This window comes from Kocuria sp. CH-021 (assembly GCF_049716185.1).
GTDB lineage: Bacteria > Actinomycetota > Actinomycetes > Actinomycetales > Micrococcaceae > Kocuria > Kocuria cellulosilytica.
Genome location: NZ_JBNAFK010000022.1, coordinates 1 through 19,243 on the forward strand (window position 1 = coordinate 1; position 19,243 = coordinate 19,243).

Below are 19,243 nucleotides of genomic sequence, written 5' to 3' on the forward strand. Positions count from 1 at the left end.
AGACCGCTGCGTCCGCTACGCTCCCGGAAGCGGCATAACCGAAACGACACCGTGTCCAAGACCCGGGGTCAAGACCCATCCCACGGCAGGTCCTTGCTGGTCGGTCGCGTCCCTGTCGGCGAAGGGGCGGCTCCACCAGATGAAGGACTTCCTGGTGGGGCCGACCCCAGCGAGGAACAGCCCATCGGGTCAGGAGTGGCTGGGGCGGCGGGCCGGGATGTGATGAGTCTGCCACCCCACCGGTCCTGGACGGGGAATTAGTAGGTGCTGGGACGGCGGTCGGCCCGACCGGTGGGTCCATCAGGAACCCCCGGTCGGGCCGATGATTACGGGTCAGCGCAGACTCAGGGCTGTGGTGGTGATGTCAAAGATGCCAAACTGGTCGATCAGTGCCGGGAGGTCCTCGGCCTCGGGTCTGAAGCCCAGCAGCGGCACGATAGAGCCGGTATGGTCCTGGGACTTCTCGGTCGGGGAGGTGGCGTAGTTGAGATTCATGCGCCCACCGTCGGTGGTGGCTAAGTCGCCGTCGCACGGGTGGACCGTCTCAGGCTGCCTTTACCAGGTCAGGTCGTGGCAACTGGCGCAGTCGGCGGGTTTCCGCCGGCAAGGTGGCGTGCACAATTGCGTACCGCTCGCTCAACACGTCCTGAGCACCGCCGAGCACTTTCTGATGGTCCGCACCGGGCACCGCGACGAGGTGGGCGGTGGCCACGTTCATCCCCGAGGTCAGCGTCCACAGGTGCAGGTCGTGTACCTGGGCCACCCCGCATCTGTTATCCCGCGGCGCGTCTGCCGGCATCCAGGTCCAGCGCCACCTTGCAGGGGCGCAACCGATGCCGAGAGGGTTATGCCGCCTGCCCATCGGTGACCGGTCAAGGACCCCGGTAGCCTCCAGGGCCTGAGCCCATCGAGCCTCTGCACCGTGCGTCACGGGGCTGGAATCACGTGCCGATCCTCGTCACATGATCCCAGCCCCGCAGTCGAAAAGCCCATGCAGGTGCCCTGCCGGCCAATGGCGGCGTGCTCATGTTCTGTCTCGGGTACCCAAAATGTTCGCTGGCCTGCTGATCGGATCCGACGGCAGGGCACCCGTCGGAGGAATGGGCGCACCCGGACCACGACGGGCCCGGAAGGCCGGACCGGTTCGTCGTCGTGACTACCGAACCGGTGGCCCAGCAGGGGCCGACCGGCGAAGGCACGGTTTACTTCCGTGGGGTCCGTAGGGGTGTTTTTGGTGTCCGCTACCGATATCGCCGGCTCGATGGGAACCAGCCGCTGTTGCAGCCGCGTCCGGGCTCAGGATTCGCGACGACCGGGGGCGAGGACGAGCCCGCGCCCCGCGCCGGCGGTCCGGGCCAGGGCCCGCTCCAGCGGGCCTTGCCCGTAGGCGCGCTGCCAGGCCACGGCGAACACCGCCGCCCCGATGGCGTGAATGAGGAACCACAGCAGGGGCACCTCGTAGTGCACCATCGCGGCCAAGGCCAGCAGGTGGGCCGTGTAGAGGGTCAGGGTCATGGAGCCCGCAGCACTGAGCGGCAGCAGCCAGGCGCCGGCCTTCCGCCCGATGAGCAGGAACGCCCCCAGCACGGCCGTGCCGGAGCCGAGACCGTAGAGGATGGCGATCGGGGTGTTGGTGTGCGGGCCGGGGATCAACAGCCACCACCACGTGGTGTCGGGCAGGACGGGGTCGGGGCCCCAAATGATGATCTCGTCGATCTGTTCGTGGCTCAGCGACGGGGTGGAGCTCATTAGTTGGTCGTAGCCGCCGGCCTGGAGGATCAGCACCCAGTAGACCAGCCACGCGGCCAGGGCCAGGATCAGACCGGCCGTGAACAGCCGGCCCTGGACGTGCAGGGACCGCAGGTTGAGCCGGCCGATGGCTATGCCGGCGAGCAGGTAGGTCAGGTAGGGGACGGCGGGGTAGGTGCCGGTGAACAGCACCTGGGACAGCACGGTGCCGGGGTCGGTGAGCACCCCGGTGATCGTGGGATTGTAGGTCTCCATCGCCGGCAGCACCCCGCGCAGGGACAGCATCAGCACGGGGGTGAGCACGGCGCTCACCCCGGCGAGGACGAACAGGGTGCGGGCGGGCAGGTGCAGGAAGGGGATGGCCAGCAGGAAGAACATCCCGTAGTAGAGCAAGATGTTGTAGGCGGGCGGGTCGCCGGGCATGAGCTGGTTGACGAGCAGACCCAGCACGGTGATCAGCACGGCCCGGATGAACAGCCCCACCCGATCGGCGGTCATCGTCCGGCCCCGATGGGATGTGCGCCCGCCGGTGGAGAACGCCAGGCCGACCCCGGCCAGCAGGGCGAACAGGGCCGCGGCGCGCCCGGCGAACAGCTGCCACTGCAGGGTGACCTCGTAGGTCTCAGGGTTCCAGGCGGGCAGAATGTGGATGGAGAACATCCCCAGCAGGGCCAGACCCCGAGCGGCGTCGACCCCCACCAGCCGTGGCTTCTTCACCAGCGGGAGGACTGAGCCCCCCTGTTGGTCCCCGCGTCCCCGAATTCGGGTGGTGGATGTTGACCATGCTGGTGCGTTCCTTCTCTCGGATGTACCGGCGGGTCCCGCCCACCGGCCCGGACCTGCGGGCCCCTCTCAACCTCCATCCCACCAAGGCGGATTAGCCCAGGGTTATCCTTTTCCTGTGTCCTGGCTGTGGAAGCAGTTCTCGCCTCCAGGACCGCTGCGCCGAGTTGCGGACGGTTTTCTCCGGCCCCGCGAATATCAGCACCACGGATGTACAACCGGGCGAGAACCGGCGGAGAAGGCCGGCGTCCGGGTCGTCCACACCCTGAGCTGAGTCCCTGGCCAGACAGGGCCCTGCAGACCACCGGCAGACCACGCACTAGATGACGGCAGGGGCGGGCGGGTCGCGTCGGCGTCCCTGCCCGTTCCAGCCGGCGTCAGCCGGTTCCCGTGGGGGCTAGCGGTTCTCGGTGCGCTGCTGCAGCTGATCCAGGTAGGCGTTGTAGGCATCCAATTCCGGGGTGCCCCTGACGGCGGTCTCGGTCTCGTCGCGGGCGGCTTTGCGCGCATCGTCGCGGTGCCATTGGGCCATGATGAACAGCAGGATCAGCAGGGACGGCAATTCTCCGTAGGTCCAGGCCAACGAGCCGGCCAGGACCTGATCGGCCATCGGGTCGATGCCCCAGTTGGCGGGGGGCGTGGCGAAGAACTCCACGACGGGTAGCGGGGCCATCATGACGATGACGCCGAAGAAGGCGTGCAGCGGCATCTCGGGGACAATGTCGGCCAAGCGACTGCCGTAGGTCTGCTTGATCGGTAATGGATCGGCCGACAGCAACGGAACGGTGAACAGGATCCCGGAGGCCAAGAACAGCAGTTCCAGCCCGATGTGGCCGTACCAGGTGGGCAGCAGCCGGTCGTCCAGATCGCTGAGATACACCCCGTAGAAGCTGACCAAGAACAGCGGGACCAAGAAGGCGGGGTGGATGGCGAGCCTGCCCCAGCGGGAGCGCAAACCCCACAGGGCCAGACGCAGCACCACGGCGCCGGGTCCGCGGTGGGGTGTGGCCCGCAGCAGCAGAGTGCCCGGGCTGCCCAGGACCAGCAGCGCTGGGACGAACATCATCAAAGTCAGCTGCTGGAACATGAACACGGAGAACATGCGCAGCCCGTAGCCTTCGATTCCCGCGCCCATGGTGACCGCGGTGGCCGCGCACCCGGTGAGGAAGCACAGGGTCCGCCACACCGACCACCGCCGCCGTGCTGTCCACAGCCGGGTTGCTCCGGCCAGATACAGCACAGCCAGCACCAGCGCGATGGCCGGGATGAGCGGGATCGGTTGCATCGTGGGCGCCAGGAAGTTCTCCAGACTCGGGGGCTCGGTCGGGACCCAGACCGGCCCTTCCACGCTGGGGTCAACCATGGTCACGGAGAGCATCGACTGCCAGGGTCGCATTTTCGCACGCCACAGAACGGGCCCGGGGTCCTGATCGGGCCCTGAGCTCAGGACCGGGGCCGGTGGGGCGGGCGTGCCCCACCGGCCCCTTCCCGGACTTCCATGGGATCTCGGAGGTGGCGGCCGAAGAACCCCGGTGGATTCCGGTCCCGGCGCACAGCTGGGCCGAACCTGGAGACCGGTTCACGTCTGAGCCCGTCAGCCTTTTCACGGGCCCGGCCACGTGTGCTGATCCTGGCGTGCGGATGGACATCATGATGGGGTGCGTCGCTCGGCCAGCAGGTCCTCCATGTAGTCGATCTCGGAGGTCTGGCTGGTGGCGATCGACTGCGCCAGGGACGTCACCACGGGATGGTCGGTGCGCTCCAGGATGGCCTGGGCCATGGTCGCACCTGCCTGGTGGTGGGGGATCATCAACTCGAGGTAGAGCCGTTCGGCCTTCCGGCCTTGGGCGTCCTGGAGCTCGGCCAGCTGCTCGGCGGTGGCCATACCCGGCATTCGCGCGTCCAGGCCCGGGGCCGTGGAGTCCATACCGGGCATGGACGTGTGGTCCTGCGCGCCGTCGTCCATCCAGGCCATGGTCGGCTGGGACGAGGCCTGGGGCAACCCCCACACGGAGAGCCACCCGTACATCTGCCCGACCTGTTGCTGCTGGGTGCGGGAGATGTCGTAGGCCAACCGGCGGATCTCCGGGTCTTCCGTGCGGTCACGGACCAGGGAACTCATTTCCACCGCCTGCAGGTGATGGGTCTGCATGTCGCGGGCGAACCCGGCTTCCGGGCTGCCCTCCGCCGGGGTGGAGGACCTCGGAGCACTCAGCTGCCCCACCGCCCAGCCGGCCGCCACCAACAGCACGGCCGCCAGCACCAGCAGGACCCACCGTCCCCGGTGCCCTGCCAAGCTCCTGGAGGCGGCGCCGGTGGTGCTGGTGCTCATGCGACCCGGCTGGGGGCATCGATGCCGCCGGTGCAGGATGCCCCGGGCTCCGGGGCGTCGGGGGACTGCCAGTACTTGGTCACGAACTGCTCCAGGCGCTCATCCTCCGGGGAGTCCAGGGCGACCTGAGCCCCCCACGCCGAGACCATGATGGGGGCGCCCAGATCCTCGTAGGGGGAGAGCACCACGTAGGTGTCCGGGACAGCCTGGCGCAGGGCCTCAGCCCGGTCCTCGGACAGGGCCGAGGGGTCGTAGGCGGCCCACACTGCCCCGTGCTCCAAGGCGTGCACGGCGTTCTCCTCGGGCACCGGCTCGGTGTAGACCCCGCAGTTGAGCCAGTCACTGGCGTGGTCCCCGCCCACCGGAGGGGACTGCTCGTAGTCCACCGCGGTCTCCACATGGGAGTTGCCGAGGCCCTCGAAGGTCTGCAGCCCGGCGATCTCGATGTCCTCCCGCGCCTGGGGCGGGGGATCGTTGATCACCGCCACCGTCACCAGGGCCGCCACCGCCGCGACAGCCGTCACCGCACCCGCGCCCGCCAGGACCCGCCGCCTGCGGGTGGCCCGGGCATCGGCCGCCCAGTGCTTCTCCAGCAGCGCAGCGCGTTCCTGCCGCGCCCGCTCCGGGTCCGTACCACCAGCCATGCGTCCTCCTTGAAAGGCCCAAAAAGGGTCTTGCTCCTCATGAACGGGCAGGACAGTAGCCCACTGCGCTGAGCCTTTCCTGCAAGGCCTTCTTGGGAAGATCGTCCACCACCCACTCCTGGACATGTGGGCGAGTGTGCATCCTCGAGCGCAGGAGAGGCGCGTCCTCGGTGGCTAACGACGACGACGCAGGAGATCCCGGCCTGGGGCGGGAAGTAAGGACCGGGTGCGCACTCCTCGCTGGTCGTTCAAAGAGGACGCACCCGGAGTATGTGATGCCTGAACCGGCTCAGCGTAGGCAAACCTGGACCGGCCCGGAGCCGACGTTGACGCTGTCGAGGACCGCCTGGTGGCCGTTCCAGCCGCCGTGCACGGCCTCGCCACCGCCGGGATGGACCCCGGTGTGGGCGCCCCCGGGGAGCAGTCGACGAGGACACCGGTCTAGGTCTGGACGGTGGAGACGCGGGCGCCGGACTCAAGTGATCGGCCGGTTAGCCGCGGAAACTGGTTCCGGCCGCGCCCAGCGCATCACTCACCGCCCCAGTGCAGGCCTGATCCCGGACGGTGTCACCGAAACGACCGATGTCCGACGGGGGTGCTTTCGGAAAGAAGCACTCCCGCAGCAGGTGAAGGGCGCAGCAGGTGAAGGGCGCAGCAGGTGAAGGGCGCAGCAGGTGAAGGGCACAGCAGGTGCGCGTGAGGTAGAGGCGGCCCGGCCCCGGGTGAGAGCGGTCCGGGGATCTGCTGCGGTGACCCCGTGGGGCACCGCAGCAGCGAGTCCGGCTCAGCGGTAGGTGTAGTACCCGTCGACGGGCATGGCGTTGACGGAGTGGACGAAGGTGCCCTGGGTGGGGTTCAGCGCCGAGACCATCTTGCCGCCACCGATGTAGATGCCGATGTGGTTGCCACCGTTCTGGGACACCAGGTCACCGGGCTGCGGGTTGGCGGTGGGGGTGGCGGCGGCGATCTGCTGGGAGCTGGTGCGGGGGATGTCGATGCCGTTCTGGGCGTAGACCCACCCGGTGAATCCGGAGCAGTCCCAGGCCCCGAAGGAGGTCCCGCCCCAGACGTAGCCGGTGCCCACACCCTGCATGGCCGTGCCCACGATGCCGCCGGCGGCCGGGGCGATCTCGGTGATGGCGGTGGACTGCGGGCTCACGCTCGAGGTGGCGGCGCTCTGCTGCGGGGCCGGGGCTTGGTCGGCGGGGGCGGCGGGCTGCGCGGCGACCGGGGCCTGGTAGGTGTAGGAGGCCAGATCGGCCATCGCCGAGGCCGGAGCCGCATAGGAGGACCCGGAGGCGGCGGGGATTTCGGCGTAGGCCTGGGCCGGAGCGATGGAGCCCACCAGCGCTGCGCCGGCGGCGGCGGCGATGGTGGTGGTGCGCACAGCTCGGGACGAGGTCTCGGCGCGGTGGCGGGCAGCGTTCAGCTTGAAAAGCGACATGGTGGAGTTCCTCCCTTTGCCTACGAGGTGAGCTGTCGGATGCGGGTGGGAGACACCCGGCCGCAGAACGCACGCGCTCTGAACGGCTTAACCCCAAGGCCCCGGATCACCGGGACCGGTAATGGTTCCCCCGCTTCTGCCAACCGATTTCTCTTCAGGAACCCCGAGCACCGGCAGAACTCGGCGATGTGCCACGGGGGCGCCAAGAAGATCAGCTCTCGGCACGAGGAGGACAATACAGGGCCCACCCCCTAATGTCACGTTTTGGTCACGGCCGCCGATCGGGTGGTCGTCTTGGTTGCCGAGGGTGCTCAGCAACGTGTTCCCGGCCCAGTGGAGCTTCGTTTCGGGCGGGAACATCAGTGTGTTCACCGTTAGCGGGGGCATGGCCGGGGAGAGTCCCTGATGGGCCCGAAGATGCACACCCTCGGCACGCCTGCGGCGGCCTGTCAGCACTGGGAGACCGCCGGTGGCTGCGGTGGGCGGTTTCCGCGCGTAGGGCAAGAAAAGCGATCGAGGCTCTCGGGCGGAGGCTTCGGAGGATATCGGAGGATAAATTCAGCGCGCGCTCATGTCTGCCGTAATCCGCCATCCGAACGAAGCACATTTCTTCATCGAATCTTCATGCCTTCAGCGTGTAGAGGAATAACGGGCACGCTCAAGGGCAGGACAGGAATCGATGTGTTCTCCGGCAGGTGATTCGACTGCATGGCCCTAGGAGCACGCCCGGGGGTCAGTGTTCAGACGGCATCGACACGGCCGCCTCCAAGACGTTGATTCCGTTTGCGGCAACGGGAAATCCGGAGGATGCTTCGTCTGCTGCTTCCTCGATACTGCCGGTATATCCGGGCAGGACCAGGGCGCACCCCAGGACGAGGGCGGTGATGGTGATGGTGCGCTTCACAGGGGGCCTCCAATCGGCGGGGCGAGCGGGCAACGGCATCGGCCGCTCGAGACGCCAACAAGATATCCGCCTCGCCGTGGCGACGCCTGCCAAGCCCTTGCGAAATGACCGCCTCTACCCGAGGGGGTGGTCGTTGCGGTCCATCTGCCAGTCGGCCAGGTCCACGGAGACCGCCGCGGCGGCGCCGGCCCACAGAGAGAAGTCGAGCCATTTCCCGCTGAGCTGGAACCGGTCGTCGCTCACGGTCGGTCCTGCCCGGCGGGCCCGTCTTGGCCGAGCGGGACGGTGTCCTTCCAGAAGCCCTGGGCGCGGAGGAACCTCTCGAGGTTCTCGCAGTGGTCGGGGCACGCCAGCCAGCTCTTGCGGTGGTGTGGGGTGTGGATGCGCGGGTTGTTCCAGCGGATCCGCCACGCGGCGTCCGCGCCGCAGCCCTTGCGGGAGCACTGCAAGTTGTCGGGTCCGGCCGGTGGTGCCGCGGATCCGTGCGGGGACAGCGATCTGAGCCGGTCGGACTCCACGGCGGTCGTGCTCCTCAGGGCGCTCGGGCAGGCTCCCCGGACAGCCCCGCGTCAGGCTCAGGCCGCGCCGCGGCGTCGGGAGGTGTCGTCCTCGACAGTAGCGGAGGAAGCCGGTTTCCCGCTGGGAGCAACCCTGCTCCCAGAGCCCGATGTCGCGGTCTGCGGGCTCTCGTTGCGGTGTCTTTCCGTCGTCGCCGTGACCGGTGATGGACTCACCCGCCAACACGGGGTGAAGTGACCCCCGTCATCAGGACACCCACGGCAGTGTGGCCCCTGCTCAGCGTAGGATTCCCGTCTTGACTTCGAAGTCGTTTGTATAGCTTTCCTCAAGATGGCGTGAAGATTCCCCATAACTTGCCCTCTGGTAGCTGTACGGGCTGTTCTTCCGGACCGGTGAGGGCATAGTTTGCAAGTGAGAACACCCCGTTCTCATCACCCCGTGCACGGGCGTTAGGGTGCCCCAGTCTTTGCTCCCCTTAGGCTGGGGCACCCGTCGATAATGTGGAGGAGCGACGTAGCCCGGACCGAAGAATCCGACGGATCCGGGACTGGCTCGCGGGCCCTCAATTGGCAATCCGAGGGCAAGACCCCCGACCCCTCTCCAGTGAGCATCATCATCCCGGTGCTCTCCCTGGTCATCATGCCGGTGCTGGCCGCGGTCAAGAAGAAGGCCGGCACGGCCCTGGGTGACGACCTGATCCTGGCTGGCGCCGCCGAGACCAGGATTTGCGTGCTGCTGTCCGTCTCCACTCTGACCGGGCTGATCCTCTTCGCGCTGACCGGCGCGGCGTGGGTAGACCCGGTGGCCGGGCTTATCCTCTTCGCCTTCGCCCTCCCCGAGGGCAAGGAGGCCGGGGCGAGCTTGTCGAGAGCGACGACGAGGACGAGGACTGATCGACATCCCGTTCCACCACGCTGGTCACGATCACCACGCAACGCTGAGGGGCCTTGTGCCTGGCAGGGCCCTTAGCTGTCCCCGGCGGGCTTGCGCATCCAGGACACAACACCCACCGCCTTACATATGGCGGATTAGCGGTTGGCCTTCGCCGAGGCCCTGTGGAGCAGGCGAGCAGGGCAAGGGGTACTGCACCTGGGTGGGAGAGACGTGGATACGTCTACCACGATGGGTTCGATGGTTTTCACCGTCATGCTCCTCCAGCGCTGTCAGCACTGGCTCGACGAGACCGCCCAACGCGACATCACAGCGCCTTGACGCCAATAGAGCATCCACTCTGCAGGACGCAACCTCGCTGGATGCACGGAGGCACATCAATGCAAATAGGTACATATTGGGGGACGGCGCAACCCGGAAGTGGGGGCACGCCGGGGGGCCCGTCGTTGCTAACGTGAATGTTGGCGGGTATTCGGGGGAACACGGGCTGGTGTCCCCGAATGCTGCGCCCACGGGAGCGTGTCCCATGCGCCAGTCAGGATCTGGGGGATCCCACGGCGGGGGCAAACGTGCCGACCGACAACCGATGAGGCAGTAACTGCCGAACCAGTGGGGGAACACATGCTTAAGTACCAGACTCAGACGGACAAGCTGGGCAAGATCGAGATCCCGGTCAGCGGCATCCGGGTGACACCGATGGACACCAATGAGCTGCACCAGTGGATTGCGGCCACGTGGGAGGAGCGGCGCAAGACCGTGATCCTCGGCCACAATCTGCACAGTCTCTACACGTGGGAGGTCAACCCGACGTTCCGCGCCTTTTACGACAAGGCCGACGTGGTGCTGACGGACGGCTTTCCCATCCTCAAAATGGCCAAGTGGCAGTCCGGGCGGCCGCTCAGCGCCAGGCGGCACCGTATCGGCACCATGGACTGGCTGCCCGGCCTGATCCGGAACACCCCCGTGCGGCGCGTGGCCGTCATCGGCGCGAGCCCCGAAAGCAACGCCGCCACGGTCGCCATGCTCCGTGCGGAGGACCCTGAGCGCACGGTCGAGGGCTGGCCCGGCGAAGGGTGGAACTCGGCCCTCGAGGACCGCATCGTCGGAACGCTCCAGGAGTTCCAGCCGGACTTCGTCATCGTGGGCCTGGGCATGCCGCTGCAGGAGGAGTTCCTGAGTCGGCACTGGGAGGAGTTGCCCACGGCGATCTACGCCGCCGTCGGCGGGGTGATCGACCAGTACTCTGGTATCCAGAAATCGGCCCCGCGCTGGCTCGGGCCCATGGGCCTGGAATGGGCCTACCGACTGGCCACCCAGCCGCGGCGGCTGGGCCACCGGTATCTCGTCGAGCCGTGGATCCTCGCCTACCTCCTGGCGGCCAAGGCCGTCCGGCAGAGCGCTGAGGGGGCGGATGCCAGTTCCTGAGCCGGCCGTGAGCGGGGGGCCGAGACTTTCCGTCCTGGCCCACCGCCTCGTGTCGGAGCGCATCACTAACGCTGCGGGTCAGTGCAACTCGTCCGTGGACCGCAGCGGGGCCTAGGTTCCGCTCCGGACCGCGGCTGGCGTCTCCAGGGCGTCCAGCATCGCGTCCTCCTCGTCCTCCCAGGTGGGGCGGGAGCGCCGCCGCTGCGGCCGGGGCCGCATGAGCGACTTCAGGTGGGCCGGCATGTCGTCGGCCATCTCCAGCTGGCGGATGACGAGCTCCTCGTCGCCCTGGCCGATGTAGTTGCCGTCCTCATCGTAGAACCGTGCGAGCCGGCGCTCCATCTCCTGGGTGAACTGGCGGTCCCACGCGTCGTTGCGGGCCTGCTGGCGGGCGGCGTAGCCGTAGGCCACGAAGAAGAGAGCCGCGAAGGCGTACCACTGCAGCGAGTAGGACAGGTGCGGTCCGGAGTCGATTTCCGGCTCGGGGGCCGGGGCGGGGGCCACCGCGGGCGCCGGGGCCTCGGTGAAGACCTGGCCGTAGGCCTCCGTGCCGATCGGGCGGTCCCACCGCTCCTGCAACTGCTCGAGCTCGATGGTGGCGATCTGCCCCTCGGGGGCCCCACGGCTGACGGCCGGCTCCCCGGGCTGGAGCCGGGCGGAGACCGTCACGGTGCCTGCGGGCGGGGTCGGGACCTCGTCGGGCATGCCGTTGGCCGATGCGCCCGTGGGGATCCAGCCGCGGTTCAGGACCACCACCTGCCCGGTGCCGGTGCGGAAGGGCACCAGGACCTCGTAGCCCACGCGTCCGTTCTGCGGCCGGTTGCGGACCAAGACCTGGTCCTGGGGCAGGTACTCGCCCGTGAGCTTGACGGGGCGCCAGGTGAGGGAGGGGTCGTGGGCGGCGAACTGCTCGGCGGCGGCCGCGCCGGTCAGGGGCTCGGCCCGGTAGTTCTGCGTGATCTTGGTGTTCTCGCCGACGAGGTGGTCGTTGCGGTCCATCTGCCAGCCGCCCAGGTACACGGAGACCACGGCGGCGGCGCAGGCGAGCAGGAGGAAGCCCAGCCATTGGCCGCTGAGCAGGAAACGGTAGGTGCCCATGTCAGACTCCACCTTCCCCGCGGCAGCCCTGGTGGGAGAGTTGCGGGGAATCCGGCCCCGCCGGGGGAGCTGCGGGGCCTCGCGGTGGCAGCGGTCCGGGCAGGTCGAACTTTACGGCGGTCGTGGTCCTCAGAGTGGGCGGTTGGGCATTCGGGGCGGTCGGGGGTGGCCCCAGGAGCACGGCTGTCGCCGCGCCCCTGGGGCCTGTGCTGTAGAGCATCTGCGCCGGCCGGGCTGCGAGGGGCTCAGCTCTTGCGGCGGCGACGGGACATCAAGCCCAGAAGCCCGATCACGGCCAGGGCCAGCACTACCACGGTGGCGCCGACGGCCCATCCGGAGAGACCCCCGGAGTCCTCCTGTGCGGCCGCGTCCTGGGCTTGGGCGGAGCTGTCCGAGCCGTCAGTCGGGGCGTCGGTCGGGGTGCTGCTGAGGCTGGGGGCCGCGGTGGTGGTGTCCGCGCCGTCACCCACTTGGTAGGTGTAGGTGCCTTCGATGGGGTGACCGTCGCTGGAGACCACCCGCCAGACCACCTGGTAGGTCCCCTCCTCGGACCCGGTCTCGGCCAGGGGCTGGACCACCTGGGAACCGTCGCGCTCGAGCGGGCCCTCGGTCACGGACTGCCCCTCGGGGCCGGTCACCAGCACCTGGTGGCCGATGTCCATGATCTCCCCGCTGTAGGAGAGCTCGATCTGTTCCGGGGCGCTCTCCAGCACGGCGCCCTGCTCGGGGGAGGTGCTCAGCACCTCGTCATGGGCGGCTGCGGGGACCAGTCCCAGGGCGGTCAGGGCGCCGACCGCGCTCAGGGTGGCGGCGGTACGGCGCAGAACAGAAGTGGTGGTCAGCATGGCAAAGGGGTCCCTTCGAGGGGCAATGAATGAGTGGGTCAGACAGAGCCGCCGAGCCGGTGGTCGATCCGGCGGCGCGTGAGTCGCCGAGTCTGTCTTCTCCGCCCACGACCACTACCGGCCCCGACAGAGGTGGTGGTGTTCAGCCGGCGGGCAACCGGGCGAGCCCGGTCGGGAGCAGAAGACTCCGACGACAACCTGCCGGTGGTCCGCGGTAGGAGCGCACCGGGCGCAGCAGCGACTGATCCGTCAGCGTATGCGGACGCCCCTGTGGGACAGGTCGGGGCCGGTGCACCACGACCGGGGCGGACAGGACCCGCCACAGCCGGCGCACGCGCAGTCGCAGGGCGTCGAGCAGGTCCACGACGGCCACCTCGCCGTGGCGCAGGAACCCGTACGTGGCCGCGGCGGCCACCACATGGAAGACCAGCATGCCGGTGCCACCATTCACCGCGTGAGCCTGAGCCTGAGCCTGCAGCACCAGGGCCGGTCCGATGGACGGTGAGCTCAGCGCCGCGTGGTGGGTGGCATCGGCCACGGTCGTCACGGATCCGGCGATGCTGAAGAGCAGATGGAAGACACCCTGGCTGACGAGCACGCCGGTGAGCAACGAGGAGCGGGAGAGCACCCGGCCGGCCAGGGCCATGCACACCGGCCCGGACAGGGCCAGGGACAGCAACACCAACAGCACCGGAGGAACGTGACCGCCGGCGGCCAGGTGGGAGGCGGCGGCGAAGGCCGTGGCCATCCCGGCTCCGGCCCACCCGCGGGCAAGTCGGCGTGCACGTGCGCTCACGCCTCCACCCCCCTCAGTTCATCAGCCGCTCGAGGCGGCGATCCCATTATGTGGTGGCCCTCGAGTGCCCCACCAAATCGACAGGCCCTGGCGGCAGGTGCCGGTCGGGCCTACACCGCGGTGCGTCATGTCGCCTCTGTTGTCAGGCCGCCGTGAAGGTCACGGCTTCCCTCCGTGGACCTGGCTCAGGGACGCCTCGTGGGTTCGTCCCGCTCGGCGAGCCCGGCCATCATCGCGTTGTAGGCCTTGAGCTCGGCATCGTCGGTGCGGTCGGCGGCCCGGTCCACGCGACGGTTCTCCTTTTTGCCTTCGATCGCCCACATGATCGCCACGACCACGGCGACGACGACGGTGGGGAACTCTCCGATTCCCCACATCAGGGCCCCGCCGAACTGCTGGTCCTCGATCGGACTACGGCCCCAATCCCGGCCCATGTTCGCGAACCACCATGCTTGCAGCAGGGTGTCCGAGCCCATCAGGGCCACCCCGACGAAGGCGTGGTAGACCATCGTGGCCAGCAGCAGAATCAGGCGCATCATGTGGCCGGGACGGTACGGGATCGGGTCGATGCCGATCAGCACGAGCATGAACAGGTACCCGGTGATCAAGAAGTGGGTGATCATGAACACGTGCCCTACGTGGTACTGCAGGGTGAACCCGAACAGTGGGGTGAAGTAGAAGATCACGATCGAGGCCGCGAAGTTCACCGCGGCGAAGATCGGGTGCGTCACGATCTTGGAGAACGGGGAGTGCACCAGGGCCAGGATCCACTCGCGCGGCCCGCGGGACCCGTCCTGCCGGGGCTCCAGCGCCTTGAGCACCAGCGTCACCGGCGCACCCAGGACCAGGAAGATCGGCACCACCATGGTCAACATCATGTGCTCCACCATGTGTGCGGAGAACAGCACCAGGCCGTAGACGGCCACCCCACCGGAGGTGACGTAGAACAGCACCGCCAGCCCGGTCAGCCAGGAGAGGATGCGCAGCACCGACCAGGAGTCCCCGCGGCGGAGGACCTGCACGAACGCCCACAGGTAGACGGCGGCGAGGAAGACCACCACCGCCAGCCACAGTGGATCCACCCGCCAGGTGGTGAACCAGGAGGCGGCAGTGGGCTCGGTTGGCAGTGGGTACCAGGTGAGGATCTCGGCCGGGGTGGCATCCGGGGCGATCTCCTCGGGCACCGGTGGGGCGGTGCGGGACAGGGCCACGCCCACGCCCATGACCGCACCCATCACCAGCAGCTCCCCGGCCACCAGCTGCCACACCGCGCGCCGGGCGGTGAGACGGCCGGCCTCCACACCGGGGATCAACCAGCGGCGGTGGGCCAGCCCCGCCAGGCCCAGCCCCAGGGTCAGGGCGGCCTTGAGGAGCACCAACTGCCCGTAAGGGCTGAACAGTTGCTCCCAGGAGCCGATGCGCACCGCCGCATTGATGGTCCCGGAGAGGAACACCAAGAAGAAGGCCCCGAAGGCGACCGCCGAGAAGCGGCGCAGCACCACGGCGGCCATCGGCACCTGGCCCCGGACGCCGGCGCCGCGGCCGGCCCCCGCGGGCAGCGTGCCGGTGCCCGCGTCAGATCCGCTCAGCTGCGGCGAGAGCCAGGCGAGCACCGCCAGCCCACCGGTCCACAGGCACACGCCCAGCAGGTGCAGGCCCAAGGAGTTCACCGCACCCATGTGGTCCGCGCCCCCGGCAGCGTGACCGGTGAGGGCCATCGCCACCAGGGCCGTGCACGCCAGGACGAAGGTGAGCAACAGTCCCATCAGGGCCCGGACGCCGAAGACCAGGGTGGTGACCACGGCAGCGGCCACCACGGTCGCCGCCTGAGACTGCCCCAGGGAAAGATCCGTGGCGTAGTACAGCAGCTGCTGCGCGTAGGCCTCGTCCCCGCCGACCGGCACCCCCGCCACATCGGAATAGGACAGCACCAGCACCACCACGGCAGCCACCGTCCACACCACCGACGCCACCTCGGCCAGACCCATGGTGGCCGTGAACAAGGGGTGCTCCGCTTCCTGGCCTCCGTTCCGCCCGTCTGTGCGGCGGCGGAACCCACCACGTTTTTTCGGCACGACGCCCAAAGCGAAGAGCAGAGAACCCAGCACCACGACCAGGGCGCTGTTGTGCACCACCTCGACCACGGGCAGACCCCAGCGCACCAGCGCCCCCGGATCCGCCGCCAGACGAGCGGCCCCCGAGCCGCTGTAGAGCATCGCCAGGATCAACACCACCAAGGCCACCACCACGGCAGCAGCGAGCTGCCACCGCCTCACCCCGTGACCGCCCAGCCGGCCCAGCCCGGGGTGCGCCTGCCCGGTGTGCTCGGGCGTTTTCGTGCTCATGAGCTGCTCTCCTTCACCCGCCGCTGAAGAAGGCGGCGGGTTGCCTCCATTGTCCCTGCCTGGCACCCCACCCCAGCCCCACATGATCGGCCGCGCCCTTCAGCAGGTCTCCGGGACGGCCTCCTGGGCTGCGTCGGGGCTCTCATCGTCCCATCCGTGGCGTCTGGGTGGCTCGGGGGTCAGTGGGGGTGGCCAGCAGCTTTTCCCTGTACTGGATCTCGGGCTGCTGGCTGGTGAGGATCGAGTGCGCCAAGGAAGTCACGGTCGGATCCTCCGTGCACCCCAGGATGGCGGCAGCCATGCTGGGGCCGGCCTGGTGGTGGGGGATCATCAGCTACAGGTCACATCTCCCGGTCTCTGGCCCCTCAGTTTCCTCGAGTTTGGCGAGCTGCTTGGGGAATGCCCAGCGTCGCCGCAACTTTTCGTGAGGCGGCCGGGGCGAACCCGTGAGGCCCACCGTGGCCGCCGTCCTCATCCATCCATGCCATGGGCGGCTGGATCGAGACTGAGGCGCTAGTCCCTGCACCGAAAGCCACCCGTGCATCTGCCTGGCCTGTTGTTGGTGGGTGTCGGCAATAACGTACTGGACACGCAAGAAGGGCATGCCCATCCACGAAAGGATGGTCACGCCCTCAGCTCGGGAACTCTCCGCCGCGCACAGTCTGCACTGCACACAGCGGTTTCCGCAGTGCCCCCTAGCTCCTGACATCGTCCCAGGTGGGGAGCAATGTCCATCGAGATGCTTCCCCGGTCCTTGGCGGGCCGAGCGCCAGTCTTGTCCCTCTATTTTACTTCTCCCTCCCGATCGCGAGCTAGGGTCATGCCCCTAACGGTTTGAACCGGCTCGTTCTAAAACCGACAGAGGTGGTTGCCACTCGGGTCTTCCGAATCCGAGGAAACTCGCATGACTCACAGAACTTCGTACGCCGGCGTCAGGCCCATCACCGCCTGGTGGTGCTGCGCCACGTGGAGGAGGTCTGGTCGGACGGAATTCTGGACAACTCCACACCGGATCCAGGGTGCTAAGACCGCGTCGCCAACCTGGTGGGTCAGTAAGTTTCCTCGCGCCGTATGGCAGTCCTTCAGGTGGGTGCGGTGTGCACCCGTGGGTGTAGTTGGGAAATCAACTCCGGGATGGATGCTGCGCAATGACCTGGCCGACATGCTTTAGATGTCGGCGCACCAAAAATTGCCTCCGCAACAGGGGTAGGGGCTCGGCAAAATAAATCCCCGCATCTCGCCAGGAGATCAAAATGTCATCCACTCGCGCATTGTCCACGCATACCGCCAAGCCCAGCCGGCGTTACTTCTCCAAGGCCGTATTGTCCATGGCTTCGCTCACTCTGGCCGCAGGCGGCCTCGCCACCCTCGGAGCACCGGCCCAAGCCGCGGCCACGCCGACCACCCAGGTGCAGTCCGCCGCGGTGGTGACCCAGGGGCAGCAGAAGGGCTGTGATGTGGATGCTTACAAGCCGCATTACAAGAAGTATCAGGGGAAGCATTACGCCGCGTTCCCCTTCAAGGTGAAGTGCGAGAAGGGCTACACCAAGGTGCAGGTGAAGCAGTACTACTACGCCGAGGACAAGTACGGGAATTCTCACGAGCACGGCAGTGACTACTACCAGTACAGCTTCAACCACCACGGCGGTGAAACCTGGGGCGGGGGGCAGTGGCGCCACTTCAATCACCACCAGGACAAGAAGGTGTACCACGTGGTCAAGTACCGCTACTGGGACGGTCACGGCTGGTCGGACTGGTACAAGGACGTGAGCCACAAGACCGGCCTCGGGCACTGATCGCGCTTTGGTGGGGGCCATCCAGCTTGTGGCTGGCCCTCACCCACATAACATCGGTGAGGGCCCCATCCGCACGCTGTCGTGGCTGGTGACAGCACCCCGCAGCATTGCTCTTGCACCACTGGATGCAATTCTTGGGCAGCAGAACCGTGGCCTCCAGGTCCTCGACGGGGGCTCCCGAAGTGCCGGGTATCGATGAACACTCCTCACTTGTCGCCCATCACAAAGACATTTCTGGGTGGGGCAGTGATCGGGCCGAACCAGAAACCCCAGATCGGACGGGATCTGCTCCCCGGGATCACGGACCAGAAGGTCCGCGGGGGCGCTGTCATGAGAGGGTTGCAGCATGTCCCATCCTGCGTCCCCCGGCGTCTGCCCACCCGATGAGTCCCGCAGCGCCCAGGGATCCTCCCCGGCCGAACCTGGGGCCGAGAACCTTCCCGCGAAGGCCGCCCCTGGGGCGGTCCTGTACGAGGAACGGTTGTCGGCCGCGTGGTGGATGTGGTTGCTCGTGCTCTTCGCGGGCCTGGTGGGTTTCATTGCCCTGGCCCCGATCAACATGTGGGCCGGGACGGCCGTCGGGGCCGTGGTCGCCGGCGGCACTGCGGTGGCGTTGATTGTTTCGAGCACCGGGATCGTGATCACCGGGGAGTCGTTGCAGGTGGGGCGGGCCCGTATCGAGCGTCGGTTTGTGGGCGAGGCCGAAGCGTTTCGCGGCAGCGCCGTGCAACGGGTGCGGGGCCCCGAGCTTGACGCCCGCGCCTACATGAACTTCCGCGTCTCCGTGGGCCCGGTGGTCCGCATCCAGATCACCGATCCCGTGGATCCCACCCCTTATTGGTTGACCTCGACCCGTCACCCGGAGCGCATCGTCGAGATCCTCTCCGCCGGCTGAGACCGGCGTCCTGTGAGGGGCTCGTCCGGTGACCAGCTCTCAGAGGCTCCGGAGAGTATTGAGGATGGTGATGGGTGTCACCCAGATGGCCTCGGCTTCCACCGGGGCCAGATCGATCGCGGTGTGCTGGTTCCCCGGTACACCGGTGGTTCCGCTGGCTCCCTGGGCGATGACACGAAAAGGCCCGCCCGGCACGAGGCCGCAGGCGCGGAACCGGGTCAGGAGTTGCGGGTCGGCATCAGAGAGACGAACGATCTCGTATCGTCCCGGCCTCGCCCTGGTGAGCCGGGTGGTGTTGAGTGGGCGGCGGGTGCGTCCCTGCGCGGTGGGGATCGGGTCCCCGTGCGGATCGGCCGTAGGCTGTCCCAGCTGGGCGTCGATGCGCTCGATCATCGCGTCGGAGACGGCGTGCTCGAGACGTTCGGCCTCGTCGTGGACCTCCTCCCACGGATACCCCAGGGTGGTGACGAGGAAGGTCTCCAGCAGTCGGTGCCGGCGCACCATCGCGACCGCGTACGCGCGCCCCTGCGGGGTGAGGGTGACGGGTTTGTAGGGCTGGTACTCGACGAGCCCCTGGGCGGCCAGTCGCTTGACGGTGTCGGTGACGTTGGGGGCGGAGGTCCCCATCCGCGCCGCCAGGGCTGTGGTGGTGATCGGCGGGTCGCCCCATTCGGTGGCCGACCAGATCGCCTTGAGATAGTCCTGGGCGACCGGGGTGATCTCACTCAAGTCCATGGGATCCACGCTACCGAGTGCCGCGCCGGAGCTGCCGGGCCC

The 19,243-nt window shown here is 68.1% G+C and carries 20 protein-coding genes and 1 riboswitch; of the genes, 4 read left to right on the forward strand and 16 right to left on the reverse strand.

Annotated elements, in window-relative coordinates; genetic code table 11:
• Positions 1–333: 333 nt before the first annotated feature.
• The 10 genes from ACPYN7_RS15025 to ACPYN7_RS15070 all read right to left on the reverse strand — a co-directional run bounded on the left by ACPYN7_RS15025 (position 334) and on the right by ACPYN7_RS15070 (position 8,374).
• Positions 334–495, reverse strand: a complete 162-nt coding sequence (locus ACPYN7_RS15025; protein WP_186367325.1) for a hypothetical protein — start codon at positions 493–495, stop codon at positions 334–336.
• A gap of 49 nt (positions 496–544) precedes the next feature.
• Positions 545–763 carry a hypothetical protein gene (locus ACPYN7_RS15030; RefSeq protein ID WP_424348184.1) on the reverse strand — a complete coding sequence of 73 codons (219 nt, stop codon included), beginning with the start codon at positions 761–763 and terminating at the stop codon, positions 545–547.
• 533 nt (positions 764–1,296) lie between these two features.
• On the reverse strand, positions 1,297–2,466 hold the full coding sequence (locus ACPYN7_RS15035; protein WP_336650737.1) for a heparan-alpha-glucosaminide N-acetyltransferase domain-containing protein: 1,170 nt from the start codon (positions 2,464–2,466) through the stop codon (positions 1,297–1,299).
• Between the two features lie 463 nt (positions 2,467–2,929).
• Positions 2,930–3,895, reverse strand: a complete 966-nt coding sequence (locus ACPYN7_RS15040) for a cytochrome c oxidase assembly protein (RefSeq protein ID WP_144943356.1) — start codon at positions 3,893–3,895, stop codon at positions 2,930–2,932.
• Positions 3,896–4,180: 285 nt separating this feature from the next.
• Positions 4,181–4,864, reverse strand: a complete 684-nt coding sequence (locus tag ACPYN7_RS15045; protein WP_144943352.1) for a DUF305 domain-containing protein — start codon at positions 4,862–4,864, stop codon at positions 4,181–4,183.
• A complete protein-coding gene (locus tag ACPYN7_RS15050; protein WP_424348185.1) occupies positions 4,861–5,508 on the reverse strand; it encodes a DUF3105 domain-containing protein in 648 nt (215 codons plus the stop codon). Before ACPYN7_RS15050 ends, ACPYN7_RS15045 begins: the two co-directional genes overlap by 4 nt.
• Positions 5,509–6,292: 784 nt before the next feature.
• Positions 6,293–6,952 carry a C40 family peptidase gene (locus ACPYN7_RS15055; protein ID WP_284563950.1) on the reverse strand — a complete coding sequence of 220 codons (660 nt, stop codon included), beginning with the start codon at positions 6,950–6,952 and terminating at the stop codon, positions 6,293–6,295.
• 5 nt (positions 6,953–6,957) lie between these two features.
• A riboswitch (cyclic di-AMP (ydaO/yuaA leader) is annotated at positions 6,958–7,113 on the reverse strand.
• A gap of 572 nt (positions 7,114–7,685) precedes the next feature.
• Entirely contained in the window at positions 7,686–7,856 is a 171-nt protein-coding gene (locus tag ACPYN7_RS15060) for a hypothetical protein (protein WP_284563951.1), read from the reverse strand.
• A 114-nt stretch (positions 7,857–7,970) separates the two neighbouring features.
• Complete coding sequence (locus tag ACPYN7_RS15065; protein WP_255219702.1) at positions 7,971–8,099, reverse strand: hypothetical protein; 129 nt, start codon at positions 8,097–8,099, stop codon at positions 7,971–7,973.
• Positions 8,096–8,374, reverse strand: coding sequence for a hypothetical protein (locus ACPYN7_RS15070; RefSeq protein ID WP_284563952.1), 279 nt, complete (start codon positions 8,372–8,374; stop codon positions 8,096–8,098). The genes ACPYN7_RS15065 and ACPYN7_RS15070 overlap by 4 nt, the downstream gene beginning before the upstream one ends.
• A gap of 604 nt (positions 8,375–8,978) precedes the next feature.
• Here ACPYN7_RS15070 and ACPYN7_RS15075 point away from each other — a divergent pair.
• Together ACPYN7_RS15075 and ACPYN7_RS15080 are read left to right on the forward strand one after the other, a co-directional pair.
• On the forward strand, positions 8,979–9,344 hold the full coding sequence (locus tag ACPYN7_RS15075) for a hypothetical protein (protein WP_348651682.1): 366 nt from the start codon (positions 8,979–8,981) through the stop codon (positions 9,342–9,344).
• A gap of 543 nt (positions 9,345–9,887) precedes the next feature.
• Positions 9,888–10,691 (forward strand): WecB/TagA/CpsF family glycosyltransferase, encoded by an 804-nt coding sequence (locus ACPYN7_RS15080; protein WP_284563953.1) that lies wholly within the window; start codon positions 9,888–9,890, stop codon positions 10,689–10,691.
• A 111-nt stretch (positions 10,692–10,802) separates the two neighbouring features.
• On the opposite strand, the gene ACPYN7_RS15085 is transcribed toward ACPYN7_RS15080, so the two are convergent.
• The 5 genes from ACPYN7_RS15085 to ACPYN7_RS15105 all read right to left on the reverse strand — a co-directional run bounded on the left by ACPYN7_RS15085 (position 10,803) and on the right by ACPYN7_RS15105 (position 16,106).
• Positions 10,803–11,789: an SURF1 family protein gene (locus ACPYN7_RS15085; protein ID WP_284563954.1), complete on the reverse strand. Its 987-nt coding sequence runs from the start codon at positions 11,787–11,789 to the stop codon at positions 10,803–10,805.
• A 245-nt stretch (positions 11,790–12,034) separates the two neighbouring features.
• Positions 12,035–12,634, reverse strand: a complete 600-nt coding sequence (locus ACPYN7_RS15090; protein ID WP_284563955.1) for a copper resistance CopC family protein — start codon at positions 12,632–12,634, stop codon at positions 12,035–12,037.
• A gap of 142 nt (positions 12,635–12,776) precedes the next feature.
• Positions 12,777–13,430 carry a hypothetical protein gene (locus tag ACPYN7_RS15095; RefSeq protein ID WP_336650717.1) on the reverse strand — a complete coding sequence of 218 codons (654 nt, stop codon included), beginning with the start codon at positions 13,428–13,430 and terminating at the stop codon, positions 12,777–12,779.
• A 185-nt stretch (positions 13,431–13,615) separates the two neighbouring features.
• Positions 13,616–15,775, reverse strand: coding sequence for a cytochrome c oxidase assembly protein (locus ACPYN7_RS15100; RefSeq protein WP_284563957.1), 2,160 nt, complete (start codon positions 15,773–15,775; stop codon positions 13,616–13,618).
• 142 nt (positions 15,776–15,917) lie between these two features.
• Positions 15,918–16,106, reverse strand: coding sequence for a DUF305 domain-containing protein (locus ACPYN7_RS15105; RefSeq protein WP_284563958.1), 189 nt, complete (start codon positions 16,104–16,106; stop codon positions 15,918–15,920).
• Between the two features lie 922 nt (positions 16,107–17,028).
• On the opposite strand from ACPYN7_RS15105, the gene ACPYN7_RS15110 reads away from it, so the two are divergent.
• Positions 17,029–17,571 (forward strand): hypothetical protein, encoded by a 543-nt coding sequence (locus ACPYN7_RS15110; RefSeq protein ID WP_284563860.1) that lies wholly within the window; start codon positions 17,029–17,031, stop codon positions 17,569–17,571.
• Between the two features lie 346 nt (positions 17,572–17,917).
• Positions 17,918–18,466, forward strand: coding sequence for a DUF3093 domain-containing protein (locus tag ACPYN7_RS15115; RefSeq protein ID WP_231559544.1), 549 nt, complete (start codon positions 17,918–17,920; stop codon positions 18,464–18,466).
• A 39-nt stretch (positions 18,467–18,505) separates the two neighbouring features.
• Here ACPYN7_RS15115 and ACPYN7_RS15120 read toward each other — a convergent pair whose 3' ends face one another.
• Positions 18,506–19,201, reverse strand: a complete 696-nt coding sequence (locus ACPYN7_RS15120) for a metal-dependent transcriptional regulator (protein WP_019311257.1) — start codon at positions 19,199–19,201, stop codon at positions 18,506–18,508.
• Between the last annotated feature and the right edge of the window lie 42 nt (positions 19,202–19,243).

Coding starts and splice junctions, on each gene's coding strand:
- ACPYN7_RS15025 (WP_186367325.1), bottom strand. CDS start 495: ATGAATCTCAACTACGCCACCTCCCCGACCGAGAAGTCCCAGGACCAT.
- ACPYN7_RS15040 (WP_144943356.1), bottom strand. CDS start 3,895: ATGGTTGACCCCAGCGTGGAAGGGCCGGTCTGGGTCCCGACCGAGCCC.
- ACPYN7_RS15045 (WP_144943352.1), bottom strand. CDS start 4,864: ATGAGCACCAGCACCACCGGCGCCGCCTCCAGGAGCTTGGCAGGGCAC.
- ACPYN7_RS15050 (WP_424348185.1), bottom strand. CDS start 5,508: ATGGCTGGTGGTACGGACCCGGAGCGGGCGCGGCAGGAACGCGCTGCG.
- ACPYN7_RS15055 (WP_284563950.1), bottom strand. CDS start 6,952: ATGTCGCTTTTCAAGCTGAACGCTGCCCGCCACCGCGCCGAGACCTCG.
- ACPYN7_RS15080 (WP_284563953.1), top strand. CDS start 9,888: ATGCTTAAGTACCAGACTCAGACGGACAAGCTGGGCAAGATCGAGATC.
- ACPYN7_RS15085 (WP_284563954.1), bottom strand. CDS start 11,789: ATGGGCACCTACCGTTTCCTGCTCAGCGGCCAATGGCTGGGCTTCCTC.
- ACPYN7_RS15090 (WP_284563955.1), bottom strand. CDS start 12,634: ATGCTGACCACCACTTCTGTTCTGCGCCGTACCGCCGCCACCCTGAGC.
- ACPYN7_RS15100 (WP_284563957.1), bottom strand. CDS start 15,775: ATGAGCACGAAAACGCCCGAGCACACCGGGCAGGCGCACCCCGGGCTG.
- ACPYN7_RS15105 (WP_284563958.1), bottom strand. CDS start 16,106: ATGATCCCCCACCACCAGGCCGGCCCCAGCATGGCTGCCGCCATCCTG.
- ACPYN7_RS15110 (WP_284563860.1), top strand. CDS start 17,029: ATGTCATCCACTCGCGCATTGTCCACGCATACCGCCAAGCCCAGCCGG.
- ACPYN7_RS15115 (WP_231559544.1), top strand. CDS start 17,918: ATGTCCCATCCTGCGTCCCCCGGCGTCTGCCCACCCGATGAGTCCCGC.
- ACPYN7_RS15120 (WP_019311257.1), bottom strand. CDS start 19,201: ATGGACTTGAGTGAGATCACCCCGGTCGCCCAGGACTATCTCAAGGCG.